The 14,657-nt window shown below is 73.5% G+C and carries 12 protein-coding genes; 7 read left to right on the top strand and 5 right to left on the bottom strand.

Translation table 11 applies throughout. The features are described 5' to 3' along the window. Nucleotides 1-826, bottom strand: an 826-nt coding sequence (locus ABZZ79_RS38260) for an ATP-binding cassette domain-containing protein (RefSeq protein ID WP_356697062.1), incomplete at its 3' end; no start/stop codon positions are given. 228 nt (nucleotides 827-1,054) lie between these two features. Between ABZZ79_RS38260 and ABZZ79_RS38255 the strand changes: the two genes are divergently transcribed. The 3 genes from ABZZ79_RS38255 (at nucleotide 1,055) to ABZZ79_RS38245 (ending at nucleotide 3,247) form a co-directional block, all read left to right on the top strand. Then, nucleotides 1,055-1,654, top strand: coding sequence for an SAV_6107 family HEPN domain-containing protein (locus ABZZ79_RS38255; protein ID WP_356697060.1), 600 nt, complete (start codon nucleotides 1,055-1,057; stop codon nucleotides 1,652-1,654). Nucleotides 1,655-1,806: 152 nt separating this feature from the next. Beyond that, nucleotides 1,807-2,577: a methyltransferase gene (locus ABZZ79_RS38250; RefSeq protein ID WP_356697058.1), complete on the top strand. Its 771-nt coding sequence runs from the start codon at nucleotides 1,807-1,809 to the stop codon at nucleotides 2,575-2,577. A 277-nt stretch (nucleotides 2,578-2,854) separates the two neighbouring features. Continuing rightward, on the top strand, nucleotides 2,855-3,247 hold the full coding sequence (locus ABZZ79_RS38245; protein ID WP_356697056.1) for a DUF3040 domain-containing protein: 393 nt from the start codon (nucleotides 2,855-2,857) through the stop codon (nucleotides 3,245-3,247). 218 nt (nucleotides 3,248-3,465) lie between these two features. Here ABZZ79_RS38245 and ABZZ79_RS38240 read toward each other — a convergent pair whose 3' ends face one another. The 4 genes from ABZZ79_RS38240 to ABZZ79_RS38225 all read right to left on the bottom strand — a co-directional run bounded on the left by ABZZ79_RS38240 (nucleotide 3,466) and on the right by ABZZ79_RS38225 (nucleotide 9,160). Then, on the bottom strand, nucleotides 3,466-5,940 hold the full coding sequence (locus ABZZ79_RS38240) for a DUF3488 and transglutaminase-like domain-containing protein (RefSeq protein WP_356697054.1): 2,475 nt from the start codon (nucleotides 5,938-5,940) through the stop codon (nucleotides 3,466-3,468). Next, nucleotides 5,937-7,319 (bottom strand): DUF58 domain-containing protein, encoded by a 1,383-nt coding sequence (locus ABZZ79_RS38235; RefSeq protein ID WP_356697051.1) that lies wholly within the window; start codon nucleotides 7,317-7,319, stop codon nucleotides 5,937-5,939. The genes ABZZ79_RS38240 and ABZZ79_RS38235 overlap by 4 nt, the downstream gene beginning before the upstream one ends. Beyond that, complete coding sequence (locus tag ABZZ79_RS38230) at nucleotides 7,319-8,353, bottom strand: MoxR family ATPase (RefSeq protein WP_356697049.1); 1,035 nt, start codon at nucleotides 8,351-8,353, stop codon at nucleotides 7,319-7,321. Before ABZZ79_RS38230 ends, ABZZ79_RS38235 begins: the two co-directional genes overlap by 1 nt. A 255-nt stretch (nucleotides 8,354-8,608) precedes the next feature. Continuing rightward, nucleotides 8,609-9,160: a carbonic anhydrase gene (locus tag ABZZ79_RS38225; protein ID WP_356697047.1), complete on the bottom strand. Its 552-nt coding sequence runs from the start codon at nucleotides 9,158-9,160 to the stop codon at nucleotides 8,609-8,611. Nucleotides 9,161-9,437: 277 nt separating this feature from the next. On the opposite strand from ABZZ79_RS38225, the gene rsmH reads away from it, so the two are divergent. The 4 genes from rsmH to ABZZ79_RS38205 all read left to right on the top strand — a co-directional run bounded on the left by rsmH (nucleotide 9,438) and on the right by ABZZ79_RS38205 (nucleotide 14,653). Then, nucleotides 9,438-10,394, top strand: coding sequence for a 16S rRNA (cytosine(1402)-N(4))-methyltransferase RsmH (gene rsmH, locus ABZZ79_RS38220; protein WP_356697045.1), 957 nt, complete (start codon nucleotides 9,438-9,440; stop codon nucleotides 10,392-10,394). A 58-nt stretch (nucleotides 10,395-10,452) separates the two neighbouring features. Then, nucleotides 10,453-10,986 (top strand): hypothetical protein, encoded by a 534-nt coding sequence (locus ABZZ79_RS38215; RefSeq protein WP_356697043.1) that lies wholly within the window; start codon nucleotides 10,453-10,455, stop codon nucleotides 10,984-10,986. Between the two features lie 5 nt (nucleotides 10,987-10,991). Continuing rightward, the gene (locus ABZZ79_RS38210; RefSeq protein ID WP_356697041.1) at nucleotides 10,992-12,959 is read left to right on the top strand and encodes a penicillin-binding protein 2; all 1,968 of its coding nucleotides are present in this window, start codon (nucleotides 10,992-10,994) and stop codon (nucleotides 12,957-12,959) included. Nucleotides 12,960-13,132: 173 nt separating this feature from the next. Continuing rightward, nucleotides 13,133-14,653: a UDP-N-acetylmuramoyl-L-alanyl-D-glutamate--2,6-diaminopimelate ligase gene (locus ABZZ79_RS38205; RefSeq protein ID WP_356697039.1), complete on the top strand. Its 1,521-nt coding sequence runs from the start codon at nucleotides 13,133-13,135 to the stop codon at nucleotides 14,651-14,653. The last annotated feature ends 4 nt before the right edge of the window (nucleotides 14,654-14,657 follow it).

Genomic DNA, 14,657 nt, shown 5'->3' with positions numbered 1-14,657 from the left:
TGCTCGAAGTTGGCGAAAACCCGTCGGGAGTCGGCCGGCTCGTACTGGGTGTACAGGTACACCTCGCCGTCCTCGGGGTCGACGAAGCGGTGCATGCAGTAGCCGCCGGGGCGCCCCCCGGAGCCCCGGTGGACACGACCACCGCCCCCTCGGGGGCCTCGCTGCACACGGCCAGCACGGTCGTGCCGCCCGCGGCCAGCGAGCCGAGCAGGGCCCAGACCTCGGCCCGCTCGGAGTCGGAGAGCTTCAGGTCGGTGTCGTCGACACCGAGCAGCAGCGGCCGGCCGATCAGCGCCAGCGCGACGGACAGCCGCAGCGCCTCCAGCCGCTCCAGATCGCGTACGGCCGTCCGCGAGCCCTTGGGCAGGGCCGCGGGGTCGAGACCGGCGGCGGCCAGCGCGGTGTCGATCCGCAGCGCCGCCTCGGCCCGGCGCTCCCGGCGGGGCCGCAGCAGCGTGCGGACGGAGCCGGTGAAACGCCGTTGGAGCAGCGCCCGCTCACGCAGGTGCTCGGCGACGGTCAGCGCCGGGTCGAGGTCGGTGACCCCGGGCACGTGCGCGAGGGCGCTGAGGCCGCGCACTGCCGCCATCCGCCGGGGCAGGGCCAGGTCGCCCACGGCCGCGCTCCCCTGCGTGGCCTTCATCCGGCCGGTCAGGGCCAGCAGCAGACACGTGCGCCCCGATCCGGACGGTCCCTCGATCGCGATCAGCGAGCCCGGCCGCGCCTCGACGCAGATGCCGCGGAACGCCCAGCCCCGAGGGCCCTCCAGCCCGAAGTCCCGGGCGGTGACGCCGAGACCGCCGCTCTCGGCTACGGCTACCCCCATGCCCTCCCCCTGCTCCCCGTTTTGAACTGACTGGTCAGTTCAAAAGCTAACCCGAACGCCGCGCCGAAGCAAAAGCCGTGGCGCGCCGACCCCGGCCGCACCAGGGTTCGAACCTGTGATCGAGGGAAAAGACCAGGTCGGAACGGATTGTCAGTGGCATAGCTCACGATGGGCACATACGGCGCTCCGTGTCAGGAACCGCCGTCCACAGACGACAGGAGGTTCGTCATGGCCAGCTACCACGCAGCCGCCGCGCGCCGGCGGGGCGCCACCGGCCCTGCCCCCTCACTGAACGGCCCGGCGAGTGACGTGCACCCCGTCCTGCGCCGGTCCTCGGCCCCGCCCGCCGCCCTCGACCTGCTCGCCCAGGCCCGTGCCGGACTCGACGAGGCCGCCGTCCTGGAAACCCCCAACGAGCGCTACGCGACGGCCCACCTCGCCGCGCTGCGCACCGCCGCCGCCGTCCTCGCCGCGCGGGGCCGTCCCGAACCCACGCAAAGGCGCCGCGCCCGCATCCGGAGCGCCTGGGAAGTGCTCCCCGAGATCGCGCCCGAGCTCAGCGAGTGGAGCGCGCTGTTCGCCTCCGGGGCCCGCCGCCGCGCGCGGGCCGAGGCCGGTATCCAGGGCGCGGCCAGTCGCCGGGACGCCGACGACCTGATACGCGACGTGGCCGTGTTCGTCCGCCTCGTCGAGCGCATGCTCGTCCTCCAGCCGGTCCTGCCCCAGCCCCGGCCGGACACGGACACCGCCGCCCCGCACACCGCCAGTCCGCCCACCACCGCTCCCGCCCCGAGAAGTCCACATCACGAGATGCCCGACGCGGGGTGAGCGGGCGCCCCGGGCGCGATGGCCGGTCAGGACGGCGAAGGCAATAGGGTGGAGACGCCTGATGCCCTCCCCACCCCGCACCCGCAAGGCCGGAGAGGGCGCCCGTTCGCTCCGCCGTGCAAGAGGCGGTGCCGCGCCGAGGAGTCAATGCCGTGTCGGACCCGATGCGACCCCGTGCGTCCCTCCGTACCGCCGTCGTCTGGGAGGTCCTGCGGGACGCCCTGGAGCGCCGGGTCAAGGCCACGGGCCGGGAGTCGCTGGACGTTCTCGACACCGGAGGCGGCAGCGGCAACTTCGCGGTGCCCGCGGCCCGGCTCGGCCATCGGGTCACGGTCGTCGACCCGAGCCCCAACGCGCTGTTCGCCCTGGAGCGCCGCGCCGCGGAGGCCGGGGTAGCCGACCGTGTGAAGGGTGTACAGGGCGACGTCCACGGCCTGTTCGACGTGGTCGAGCGCGGCGCGTACGACGCCGTGCTCTGCCACGGCGTGCTGGAGTACGTCGACGACCCCGCCGAGGGTGTGCGCAACGCGGTGGCCGCGCTGCGCTCCGAGGGCGTGGTCAGCGTGCTCGCCGCCGGGCTCGGCGGTGCCGTCCTCGCCCGTGCCCTCGCCGGGCACTTCAAGGAGGCCAAGCAGGCCCTGGAGGACCCGGACGGCCGCTGGGGCCAGGGCGACCCCATGCCGCGCCGGTTCACCGCCGAGCAACTCACCGCGCTGGTCGAGGGAACGGGGCTGGAGGTCGGCGCCGTGCACGGCGTGCGGGTCTTCGCCGACCTCGTGCCGGGCGTCCTGGTGGACACCGAGCCCGGTGCGCTGGACGCGCTGCTGAAGCTGGAGGAGGCCGCGGCCGAACTGCCCGCGTTCCACGCGGTGGCCACCCAGCTCCATGTGCTGGGTGAGCTGCATGGGGAGGCCGGTGCCTGAGTGCCGGCTGTGACGCGCCGCTGATCAGCACGGTCGTCTCCGCATGGAGTCCGCCACAGGCCCCCCGATCGGACGGTTCGCGCCGTATGATCGAGGGAGACCGCCCCGGCATGACGGGTCGGCCGCCGGGGAATGAACCCTCAGCGAGCCGGGTCGCACATGGCGGGATCTGGTTGGCCGAATGGCGCAGAGGGGCGGGTTTCACGGGGGCGATTCCCTGCCTATCCTGAAGGGACCCCCCGGGTCGCCCCGGCGACTGCACGATGAGGAGGATTCCGTGCCGCTCTCTGAGCACGAGCAGCGAATGCTTGAGCAGATGGAGCGAGCGCTGTACGCCGAAGACCCCAAGTTCGCGACAGCGCTTGAGGGAAGCGGGCTGCGCACGTACACCCGGCGACGGGTCTACCAGGCGGTCGCGGGCTTCCTCGTAGGTATCGCGCTCCTCATGGCTGGAATGGTCGCCAAGCAGGTGTGGCTCAGCGTGGTGGGCTTCCTCGTCATGCTGGGGTGTGCGGTACTCGCGGTGACCGGCTGGCGCAAGGCACCCAGGCCCGGCGAACAGCACGCAGCCGGTCAGCACGGCCGCCATCAGGGGCGTCAGCGGCGTTCCATGATGGACCGCATCGAGCAGCGCTGGCAGCGGCGCCGCGACGAGCAGCAGGGCCACTGATCCACATCCTCGCTCCCACGACGTAGACGCGCGTGAGGGGGCTGCCGCCCCGGGCGGCAGCCCCCTCACGCATGCCCACGCCCCACCCACCGGCGTCCCCGGGACCCCACCGACGACCCCGTGACTGACGCCCGGCCTCACCGACAACCCGGTCCCACCGACGACCCGGCCCCGGCACGGAACCTCCGCACCGGGGCCGCAGCCATGACTGTGCCCGGTCAGCTCCCTCGCTGCCCCGACGGCCTGCGCAGCAGCGCGCTCAGCCGCGCCGCCAGCCGCTCCTTGGCCGCGGCCCAGCGGTCCGCCAGGTCCCACACCGCCCGGACGGCTGAACGCGGCGCGACCACCGCGCGCAGCCGGGTCGCCCTGCTGACCCGTGCCCGCAGCGCGCCCCGCACCAGGCGCACGTCGTCGGCGAGCCCGGACACGGCCTGCGGCCGGGGCGCGAACAGCACCTGCTCCACCGCGCCCGCCACCCGGTGCACGGCCTGGGCCGCCGGTTCGTCCAGCTGCCCCAGCCGCACGATCCGCTCGGCAGCCCCGCGCGGGGTGAGCGCCTCGTCCGGCGGGATGCCGTAGTCCCAGGCGGTGTCCGTGAGCTCGTGCCACACGGCCAGGACATGCCCCGCGGCGCCCTCCGCCGCGAGCTGCCCGGGCAGCTCACCGGCCGGCAGCACGGTCACATCGACCCCGTCGGAGCCCTCGGCCCCGGCCGACGGACCGTGCCGGGCCGACCTCAGCCGCACCGCACGCCGCCTGAGCCGGTACAGCATCGGCGCCAGCGGTACGGCGATCAGGGCCAGACCCAGCAGCGCCCACGCGGTGAGGCGGTACCAGGACGGCCCGTCCTCGCCGGTCGAGCCGGTGTCCAGCGGCAGGGCGCCCGCACAGGCCTCCAGCCGCTTGTCCTCGGCCGAGCAGCTGCTGCTCTCCGACGGCTCCGCGGACGGCGCCTCCTCGGACGGCCGCGCGTTCTCCGGCAGCTCGGGATCGCTGCTGCCGGAGGACTCCGGGAGCGTGTAGGACGGGGTGACGCCCCGGGTCGGCGTCGGCTCGAAACGGGTCCAGCCCGCGCCCTCGAAGTACAGCTCCGGCCAGGCGTGCGCGTCGCGCAGGCCCACCGCGACCGTGCCGTCGGCCTGCGGCGAGCCCGGCCCGAAGCCGACCGCGACCCGGGCCGGGATGCCCAGCGAACGGGCCATGGTGGCCATCGCGAAGGAGAAGTGGACGCAGAAGCCGCGCCTGTCCCGCAGGAACCGGGCGACGGCCTGCCGGTCCTCGCCGACCTCCACCTCGGTGTCGTACTGGAAACCGCCGGTCAGCGAGAAGAACTCCTGGAGCGCGACGGCCTGCTCGTACGGGTTGGCCGCGTCCGCGGTCACCTCGCGGGCGATGCGGGCCACCACCGAGGGCACCGAGTCCGGCACCTCCGTGTACTGGCGCTGGACCGCGGCGGGCGCCTGTGGGGCCCGGGCGAGCTGGCGGGCCGTCGGCCGCACCTCCAGGCTGGTCACGTCGTAGGTCCTGCCCCGGGTGTTCTCGCCCCGGTCGCCGGTCACCGTCATGCCGACCGGTTCGTATCGCCACCGGCCGCCTATCTGCACCCCGCTCGGCGGGTACGGCATCGGCAGCCAGTCCTGGGAGTACCAGTCGGCGGCGGCTATACGCGTACGCACCTCCGTGCGCCGCACGTCGGGGCCGAGGCCGGTCGGCGTCGGGAACTCCTCGGGGACGTCGACGGTGTTCCGCCGGGCCGGACGCCAGGTTGTGCCGTCGAACTCGTCCAGGGACGTGATCCGCAGATACGGGTTGGACACGACCTCGGAGTCGGAACGCAACACCAGGACCGTGCGGTCCTCGTCCACGTTCAGGCTGTCCCGCAGCGACACCAGCAGGTTCACCGAGGAGATGGGGCCACCACCGCCGCCGCCCGAGCCCGCGCCCGAACCCGTGCCGTCCAGCAGGCCGCCGTTCATCGCGGGCAGGGCCAGCGGCACCACCAGGGCCATGCCGAGCGCCACCGCGCCGATCCGCCGCCCGGTGCGCACCGGGGCCACCGCCCCGCCGGGGGGCGAGAGGGCGCCCGGAGTGCGCGGCCCGCCGGCGAAGACCCGGCCCCACTGGGAGAGCCGCTCGCGGCCCTCGGCCAGCAGCAGCATCAGATAGCCGCTCGCGGCGAGCAGGAACCACACCCAGCCGCCGGCGCCGTCCGCCAGTCCGGCCGCGATCGAGTACAGCGCGAGCAGTGGGAGACCGGCCGGGGCCGCGCTGCGGAAGGTCACCGCCAGCGCGTCCACCATCAGCCCGATCAGCAGCACCCCGCCGACCGTCATCAGCTGGATGCCGTCGGACATCGGCGCCGGGATGGCGTACCGCTCGACGTCCCGCGCGCCCTGGTCCAGCAGGTCGGCGAAGCGCTGGAAGGCCTCCGGGCCCGGGATCAGCCCCACGAAGGCCTGCGCGCGGGCGAAGGACATGGTGAGCAGCAGCAGCGAGACCAGCGCCTGCAAGGCCACGGTCAGCGAGCGCGCCAGCGGCACCCGGCGGGCCGCCGCCCCGACACCGGCCTGGACGGCCAGCAGCAACGCGGCGTGCAGCAACCACGCGGGCGTCTCGACCAGCGGCAGCAGGGCGCAGGCCGTCAGCAGGGTGGCCGCGAGCGCGCACAGCGCCATCCGGGCCCGTCCGCTCATCGGCCCCCCTCCCCGGCCGCCGTACCGCCCGTCGAGGCCAGGCCCGAGCGCTCCCGGTCCGCCTGGCGCCACAGGTCGCCCAGCGTGGCCCCACGCGGCACCCCCAGTGCCGTCCAGCCGGCCTCGCGCAGCATGCGCAGCCGCTCCTCGCTCCGGTTGCCCGCCTCCGCCACGTCGGACGGCTCACGGGTCCAGGTGTCGCTGTCCAGCACGAAGGCGAGGGCCCCGCCGCTGCGCCGGCTCATCTTGGCGGCGATCGTGGCCTGCTCCTCGTCGAGGTCGCCGAAGAAGGCCACCAGAAGCCCCTCGTTACCGCCGCGCAGCACGTCGTAGGCGTGGGACAGGCCGGTGCCGTCGGAGTGGTCGATCACCGCGAGGGTGTCCATCATCAGCCCGGCCGCGTCCGCCGACTCCTGGCTGGCGCCCGCGAACCCGTCGGCGCCCTCGCCGGGCACCGAGCTGCCGGTGTCCGTCAACAGCCGTACCGAGAAGCCTCGTTCGAGCATGTGGACCAGGACCGAGGCGGTGCCCGCCACGGCCCACTCGAAGGCGGAGTCCGGGCCCGCGCCCCGGTAGGCGAGGCCGCGCGTGTCCACGAGCACCGTGCAGCGGGAGCGCTGCGGCTGCTCCTCGCGGCGCACCATCAGCTCGCCGTAGCGGGCGGTGGAACGCCAGTGGACCCGGCGCAGGTCGTCGCCGTAGCGGTAGCCGCGCGGGATGACGTCGTCCTCGCCGGCCAGCGCCAGCGAGCGCTGCCGCCCGTCGCCGTACCCGCTCGACTCGCCGGCCAGCCGCACCGGCGGCAGCGGCTCCACCCGCGGGATGACCGTGAGCGTGTCGTACGTCGAGAAGGACCGGGTCAGCTCGCACATCCCGAACGGGTCGGTCAGGCGCAGCTGGAGCGGGCCCAGCGGGTAGCGGCCGCGCAGGTCGGAGCGGACCCGGTAGGACACCTCGCGGTGGCCGCCCGCCTCCACCCGGTCCAGCACGAAACGAGGGCGTGGGCCGAGCACGTAGGGCACCCGGTCCTGGAGCATCAGCAGGCCGGTGGGCAGCCGCGAGACGTTGTCCATGCGCAGGTGCACGCGCGCCTCGGAGCTCGCGGGCACGCGCGCGGGGGACAGGCGGCGGCTGCCGGCCACCCGGTAGCGGGTGCGGTAGAGCACGGTCGCGCACACCAGCGGCAGCACGGCGAGCAGCAGGCCGACGCGCAGCAGGTCGGCCTGGCCGAGGACGTAGGCGCACGCGGCGGCGGCGATCCCGGCGGCCAGGAAGGAGCGCCCGCGGGTGGTCAGGCCCGCCAGCGCGGTGCGCACCGGGCCCTTGCCGCCCGACTCCGCCTCCGCGTGGCTCGTCGCCCTCGTCGCGGGTTCGCTCATCACAGCCTCCGGGGCGGCTGCTGGCCGTAGCCCTGCGCGTCGCGGCCCAGGCCGTAGGAGTTCTGCTGCGGCGCGGCGGGCACGGCGGTGCGCTGGATGATCTCCTGGACGACCTGCTCGGAGGTGCGGCGGTTGAGCTGGGCCTGCGCTGTGGGCAGCAGCCGGTGGGCCAGCACGGCGACGGCGAGGGCCTGGACGTCGTCCGGCAGCGCGTACTCGCGGCCGCTCAGGGCGGCGGAGGCCTTGGCCGCGCGCAGCAGGTGCAGGGTGGCGCGCGGGGAGGCGCCGAGTCTGAGGTCGGGGTGGGTGCGGGTGGCGGCGACCAGGTCGACGGCGTAGCGCCGGACGGTGTCGGCGACGTGCACCCCGCGCACGGCCTCGACCAGCTTCACGATCTCGTGCGCGTGGGCGACCGGCTGGAGGTCGTCCAGCGGGCTGGCCCCGCCGTGCACGTCGAGCATCTGCAGCTCGGCCTCGGCGCTGGGGTAGCCGATGGACACACGGGCCATGAACCGGTCGCGCTGGGCCTCGGGCAGCGGGTAGGTGCCCTCCATCTCGACCGGGTTCTGGGTGGCCACCACCATGAACGGGCTGGGCAGCTCGTAGGTCTGCCCGTCGATGGTGACCTGGCGCTCCTCCATGGACTCCAGCAGCGCGGACTGGGTCTTGGGCGAGGCGCGGTTGATCTCGTCGCCGATCACGATCTGGGCGAAGATCGCGCCCGGCTTGAACTCGAAGTCCCGGCGCTGCTGGTCCCAGATGGACACACCGGTGATGTCCGAGGGCAGCAGGTCGGGCGTGAACTGGATGCGCCGCACCGAGCAGTCGATGGACTTGGCCAGGGCCTTGGCGAGCATGGTCTTGCCGACGCCGGGGACGTCCTCGATCAGCAGATGCCCCTCGGCCAGCAGCACGGTCAGCGACAGCCGGACGACCTCGGGCTTGCCCTCGATCACCGCTTCCACCGAGTCGCGCACCCGATCGACGGTGGCGGTCAGATCAGTGAGGCTCGCTCGATCGTCATAGGTCGTCACCCGGCCCTCCTCGGCCCGTTCACTTGTTGCCGGGCCGACGCTCTGTGACGCGAAACCGGCCCACCCCGAAATACGGGCAGCACGCGAGAAAGGTTCCGCGTGGCGCCACAACCGCATTCTTGTTGCCGTTACCGGTTCGTGTCACTCGACTGTGGACAACTGGCTGCGATATGTCGGGTCTTAGGACCTTTTGTGCTCGGGAGAACCTGGAATTCGCGAAGAACGAGCCTCACTGCTCAAGCGGCCGCCCCCGGGTCACACCGTGGGGTCGATCTCCCGCAGCAGGCCCGTCTTCACGTCGAAGACGAAACCGCGCACGTCGTCGGTGTGCACCAGGAACGGCGAGGTGCGCACGCGCTGCATGGACTGCCGGACGTCCTGGTCGACGTCCCGGAAGGCCTCCACCGCCCAGGCCGGACGCTGCCCGACCTCCATCTCCAGGTCGTGGCGGAACTCCTCGGTGAGGGTCTCCAGACCGCAGCCCGTGTGGTGGATGAGGACCACGCTGCGGGTGCCGAGCGCACGCTGGCTGATGGTGAGGGAGCGGATCACGTCGTCGGTGACGACACCGCCCGCGTTGCGGATGGTGTGGCAGTCGCCGAGCTCCAGGCCCAGGGCGGCGTGCAGGTCCAGGCGGGCGTCCATACAGGCCACGACGGCGACCTGCAGGACGGGACGGGCGTCCATCCCGGGGTCGGCGAAGGCGGCGGCGTACTGCTCGTTCGCCGAGACCAGACGGTCGGTGACCGTGTCGACGCGGGCTATCGAGCCCTCGGAGCCGGTGGGAATCGATGCAGAAGTCGTCATGGTTATGACGGTACTGGTCACCACCGGGCCAGGCCCGTTGTGAGAGGGGACAAAGAACGCCATTGAGTTCTTGTTGTGAGGCACTGCACAACAAGTGCGCGTGACCCGCGTCACCGGCCCCCGCCGCCACGCACGGGCCGGTTGATTGACCGCAAGACAGGGTGGACTAAAGTGACGCGAAGCGGGAGGCGAGGCTCTCCCCGCTTCCCAGTACTTTCCCCATGAGGGCGGGGACCCGGCGGTGCGTACGGCCCCCGCCGGACCTGAGAGGGCCCCCTTGAGCAACAGTCGACATGTCCCGGTGATGCTCCAGCGGTGCCTGGATCTGTTGGCCCCCGCCCTGCGGCAGCCCGGCGCGGTCGTCGTCGACTGCACCCTCGGACTCGGCGGCCACAGCGAAGCCCTCCTGACCCAGTTCCCCGAGGCCCGGCTGGTCGCCCTCGACCGCGACAAGGAGGCCCTGCGCCTGTCCGGCGAGCGCCTCGCCCCGTACGGGGAGCGCGCCACCCTCGTGCACGCGGTCTACGACGAACTGCCCGAGGTGCTGGACCGGCTGCGCATCCCGCGCGTCCAGGGCGTCCTGTTCGACCTCGGCGTCTCCTCCATGCAGCTCGACGAGGCCGACCGCGGCTTCGCATACGCCCAGGACGCCCCCCTGGACATGCGCATGGACCAGACGACCGGGATCAGCGCGGCCGAGGTCCTGAACACCTACCCGCCCGGCGAACTGGTGCGCATCCTGCGCGCCTACGGCGAGGAGAAGCAGGCCAAGCGGATCGTGGCGGCCGTGGTGCGCGAGCGCGAGAAGGAGCCGTTCAGCAACAGCGCCCGGCTGGTGGAGCTGATCCGCGACTCCCTCCCGCAGGCCGCCAAACGCACCGGCGGCAACCCGGCCAAGCGGACCTTCCAGGCCCTGCGCATCGAGGTCAACGGCGAGCTGTCCGTGCTGGAGCGGGCGATCCCGGCCGCGGTGCAGTCCCTCGCGGTGGGCGGACGGATCGCCGTGCTGTCGTACCAGTCGCTGGAGGACCGGCTGGTCAAGCAGGTCCTCGCGGCCGGTGCCGCCTCCACCGCCCCGCCCGGACTGCCCGTCGTGCCCGAGCGATACCAGCCCCGGCTCAAGCTGCTCACGCGTGGTGCCGAACTTCCCACCGAGGAAGAGATCGCCGAGAACAAGCGAGCGGCACCGGCGCGCCTGCGCGGTGCCGAGCGCATCAGGGAGGCCATCGAATGAGGGGCGTGAGCCGGGCGACGGGGCGGAGCGACGGGCCGGAGCACGCGGGGGAGGGCGAGTGAGCGGCAAACCCGAACTCAGGGGCCGGGCCGCCCGGCTGGCGCGGCTCTTCCCGGCCGGACCGGGCCGGGCCGCGCGCACTCCCTTCGTCCTCCTCGTCGTCCTGCTTCTCGGCGGCGGCCTGATCGGCCTGCTGGTGCTGAACTCCGCGCTCAGCGAAGGGTCCTTCCGGCTCTCTGACCTGCAGAGGGCCACCAAGGACCTCACCGACCAGGAGCAGGCCCTCCAGCGCGACATCGACGCCTACTCCGCCCCGGACGCCCTCCAGCGCCGGGCCCGCGAACTGGGCATGGTCCCCGGCGGCGACCCGGCCTTCCTGGAGCCGGGCGGCAAGGTGCTGGGCGTCCCCTCCGCCGCCTCGGCCCTGGAGCCGGCCGCCGCCCGCGACCCGCTCGTCCTGCCCCCCGAGGCCATCCCCCCGGTGCCCTCCGCGCCGGTGCCCGCCTCCGCCCGGCCCACCGCACCACCCGCCACCCCGGCGGCCCCCACCGCCCCGCCCCAGTCAACGCCCACCCCGACCCCCGGCAGGTGACGGAAGTGACCGACAGGGAACCCCCGCGCCGGCGTGTGCCCGGGCCCGCGCGGCCCGCCCGGCCCTCGGGCCGCAGGCCCCAGGGCCCCGGTGCGCGGCCCTCCCGGACCGCCCGGCGCCCGGCGCCACCCCGGCCCGCGGGGCCACGGCCCCTGCGGCTCGGCAGCCCCCGTCCCCGGCTGCGCATGATCGGGCTCGCCCTGACTCTGGTGATGGTGGCCTTCGTCGTACGGCTGCTCCAGGTGCAGGCCGTCGACGCGAGCACCTACGCGGCGAAGGCCGAGGAGAACCGCTACGTCGGCCAGGTGCTGGCCGCCGAGCGCGGGGAGATCACCGACCGCAGCGGGGTCGCACTGGCGACCAGCGTGGCCGCGTACGACATCACGGCCGACCCCACGCTGTTCAACCGGGAGCAGCTCAAGATCGGCGACGGCCCCGAGCAGGCGGCCGCGCTGCTCGCGCCGATCCTCGGCCAGGACCAGGCCGCGATCGTCGAGCGGCTGCGGCCCGAGAACAAGAAGCTCCGCTACGCCCTGCTCGCGCACCGGCAGACCCCGCTGGTCTGGCAGCAGATCAAGGACCTGAAGTCGGCGCTGTCCAAGAAGGCGCAGACCGACCCGGGAACCGTGAACGTGCTGGCGGGCGTCCTCGCTGTCCCCAGCAGCAAGCGGGTGTACCCGAACAAGGACCTCGCCGCCGGGATACTGGGCTGGGTCAACGCCGAGGGCAAGGGCGGTGGCGGCATCGAGCAGCAACTGGATGAACAGCTCGCCGGCAAGGACGGCAAGATCCGCTACGCCCAGTCCGGCGGCCGCCACGTGCCCACGGCCGGGTCCACCGAGACGCCCGCCGTGCCCGGCTCCGACATCGAGCTGACCATCGACCGCGACATCCAGTGGGCCGCGCAGAACGCCATCTCCGAGCAGGTGCGCGAGTCCCGCGCCGACCGCGGCTACGTCATCGTCCAGGACACCCGCACCGGCGAGATCCTCGCGATGGCCAACTCGCCCGGCTTCGACCCCAACGACCTCACCAGGGCGAACCCGGCCGCCCTCGCCAACTCCGCCCTCCTCGACGCCTACGAGCCCGGCTCCACCGCCAAGGTCATCTCCATGGCCGCCGTACTGGAGGAGCAGGCCGCCACGCCCGAGACGCATGTCGTGGTGCCCAACCGGCTGCACCGCGGCGACCGCCTCTTCAAGGACGACATCGATCACCTGACCTGGTACCTCACGCTCAACGGCGTGCTCGCCAAGTCCAGCAACATCGGCACCATCCTCGCCACCGGCCAGCTCGGCAGGACGCAGCCGGAGGCGAACCGCGTCCTTTACTCCTACCTGCGCAAGTTCGGCCTCGGCAGCTACACCGGCCTGGACTTCCCCGGCGAGACCAAGGGCATCCTCGCCCCGCCCGACCAGTGGTCCACCTCGCAGCAGTACACGATTCCTTTCGGCCAGGGCGTCTCCCTCAACGCCCTGCAGGCCGCCTCCGTCTACTCGACCGTCGCCAACGGCGGCGTCCGCGTCGAACCGACCCTCGTGCGCGGCACCAAGGGCCCCGACGGCCGCTTCACCCCGGCCCCGGAGCCCAGGAAGGACCGGGTGATCAGCGAGAAGACGGCCAGGACGCTCGCCCGGATGCTGGAGTCCGTCGTGGACGACGAGGAGGGCACGGGCAACAAGGCGCGCATCCCCGGCTACCGGGTCGCGGGCAAGACCGGTACGGCCAACCGCGTGGATCCGGCCACCGGCAAGTACCGCGGCTACACGTCCTCCTTCGCCGGTTTCGCCCCCGCCGACAAGCCCCGCGTCACCGTCTACTGCGCGATCCAGAACGCCACCAAGGGCAACTACTTCGGCGGCCAGATCTGCGGCCCGATCTACAAGCAGGTCATGGAGTTCGCCCTGAAGACCCTCCAGGTCCCGCCCACCGGGGCCGCCCCCGCCCACCTGCCCGTCAGCTACCGACCCTGACCGAACCCGATCAGCACATGACAGCCAGGAACCAGCTCGTGACTACGACCACCCCGGATCCCGGGAACCAGAGCACCCCCCGCCCCTCGCTTCGCCCCGCAGCGGGTGAGCCCGGTACGCTCACCGCCGTGCCACACGCTGATCAGTCCCAAACCACCCGGAAAGGCGCACCCGTGACCCACCCGGGACCGCCCCGGCCGGCCCAGGTCGCCGCCACACCCCTCGCGGACCTGGCCGAGCGGCTGGGTGCGACCGCCCCCGAGGGCGCCGCCGCCGTCACGGGCATCACCCATGACTCGCGCGCCGTCCGCCCTGGCGACCTGTACGCCGCCCTGCCCGGCGCCCGCCTGCACGGTGCCGACTTCGTCGCGCAGGCGGCGGGGCTGGGCGCCGCGGCCGTGCTGACCGACCCGGCGGGCGCCGAGCGCGCCGCCGCCACCGGTCTGCCCGTGCTCGTGGTGGACGATCCGCGCGCCCGGATGGGCGCCCTGGCCGCCGAGATCTACGGCCGCCCCGGCGAGGACCTCCTCCAGATCGGCATCACCGGCACCTCGGGCAAGACCACCACGGCCTACCTGGTCGAGGGCGGTCTGAGGACCTCCCGCGGCAGCGGGCTGATCGGCACGGTCGAGACGCGCATCGGCGACGAGCGCATCAAGTCCGAGCGCACCACCCCCGAGGCCACCGACCTCCAGGCCCTGTTCGCGGTCATGCGCGAGCGCGGTGTCGAGGCGGTCGCCATGGAGGTCTCCAGCCACGCCCTGGTCCTCGGCCGGGTGGACGGCTGCGTCTTCGACGTGGCCGTGTTCACCAACCTCAGCCCGGAACACATGGAGTTCCACTCCGACATGGAGGACTACTACCGGGCCAAGGCGGAGCTGTTCACGCCGAAACGCAGCAGACGCGGCGTCGTCAACCTCGACGACGAGTACGGCCGCAGGCTCGCCGCGGAGGCGACCGTGCCGGTCGTCACCTACTCCGCCGAGGGTCACCCGGACGCCGACTGGCGCGCGGACGGCGTGGAGATCGGCCCCATGGACTCCACGTTCACCGTGTCCGGCCCGAACGGCGAGGAGCTCACGGCCAGGTCGCCGCTGCCCGGCCCGTTCAACGTCGCCAACAGCCTCGCCGCGATCGTCGCCCTGGCCGTGGCCGGTCTCGACCCGCAGGGGGCCGCCGACGGCGTGGCCGCGGTGCCGGGCGTGCCGGGCCGGCTGGAGCGCGTCGACGCCGGACAGGCCTACCTCGCGGTCGTCGACTACGCCCACAAGACCGACGCCGTCGAGTCGGTGCTCAAGGCGCTGCGCAAGGCCACCAAGGGCCGGCTGCACATCGTCCTTGGCTGCGGCGGCGACCGCGACACCACCAAGCGGGCCCCGATGGGCGCCGCCGCGGCCCGGTTCGCCGACACGGCCGTGCTGACCTCCGACAACCCCCGTTCCGAGGACCCCCTCGCGATCCTCGCGACCATGCTCCAGGGCGCGGCCGCCGTGCCGGCGCACGAGCGCGGCGAGGTGCTCCTGTTCGAGGACCGGGCGGCCGCGATCGCCGCGGCCGTGCAGCGCGCGCACCCCGGGGACACCGTGCTCGTCGCGGGCAAGGGCCACGAGCAGGGCCAGGACATCGCCGGCGTGGTCCGTCCCTTCGACGACCGCCAGGTGCTTCGCGAAGCTATCCAGCAGACCCAGGGATGAACTT

It is taken from the genome of Streptomyces sp. NPDC006458 (assembly GCF_040612135.1).
Lineage (GTDB): Bacteria > Actinomycetota > Actinomycetes > Streptomycetales > Streptomycetaceae > Streptomyces.
Note: the sequence above shows the minus strand (reverse complement) of the source record. Positions and strands in the feature narration are given on the sequence as shown.

Excerpts from the sequence above, each read along its gene's own strand:
- ABZZ79_RS38255 (WP_356697060.1), top strand. The coding sequence starts at position 1,055 with ATGGCCAGCTACCACGCAGCCGCCGCGCGCCGGCGGGGCGCCACCGGC.
- ABZZ79_RS38240 (WP_356697054.1), bottom strand. The coding sequence starts at position 5,940 with ATGAGCGGACGGGCCCGGATGGCGCTGTGCGCGCTCGCGGCCACCCTG.
- ABZZ79_RS38235 (WP_356697051.1), bottom strand. The coding sequence starts at position 7,319 with ATGAGCGAACCCGCGACGAGGGCGACGAGCCACGCGGAGGCGGAGTCG.
- ABZZ79_RS38225 (WP_356697047.1), bottom strand. The coding sequence starts at position 9,160 with ATGACGACTTCTGCATCGATTCCCACCGGCTCCGAGGGCTCGATAGCC.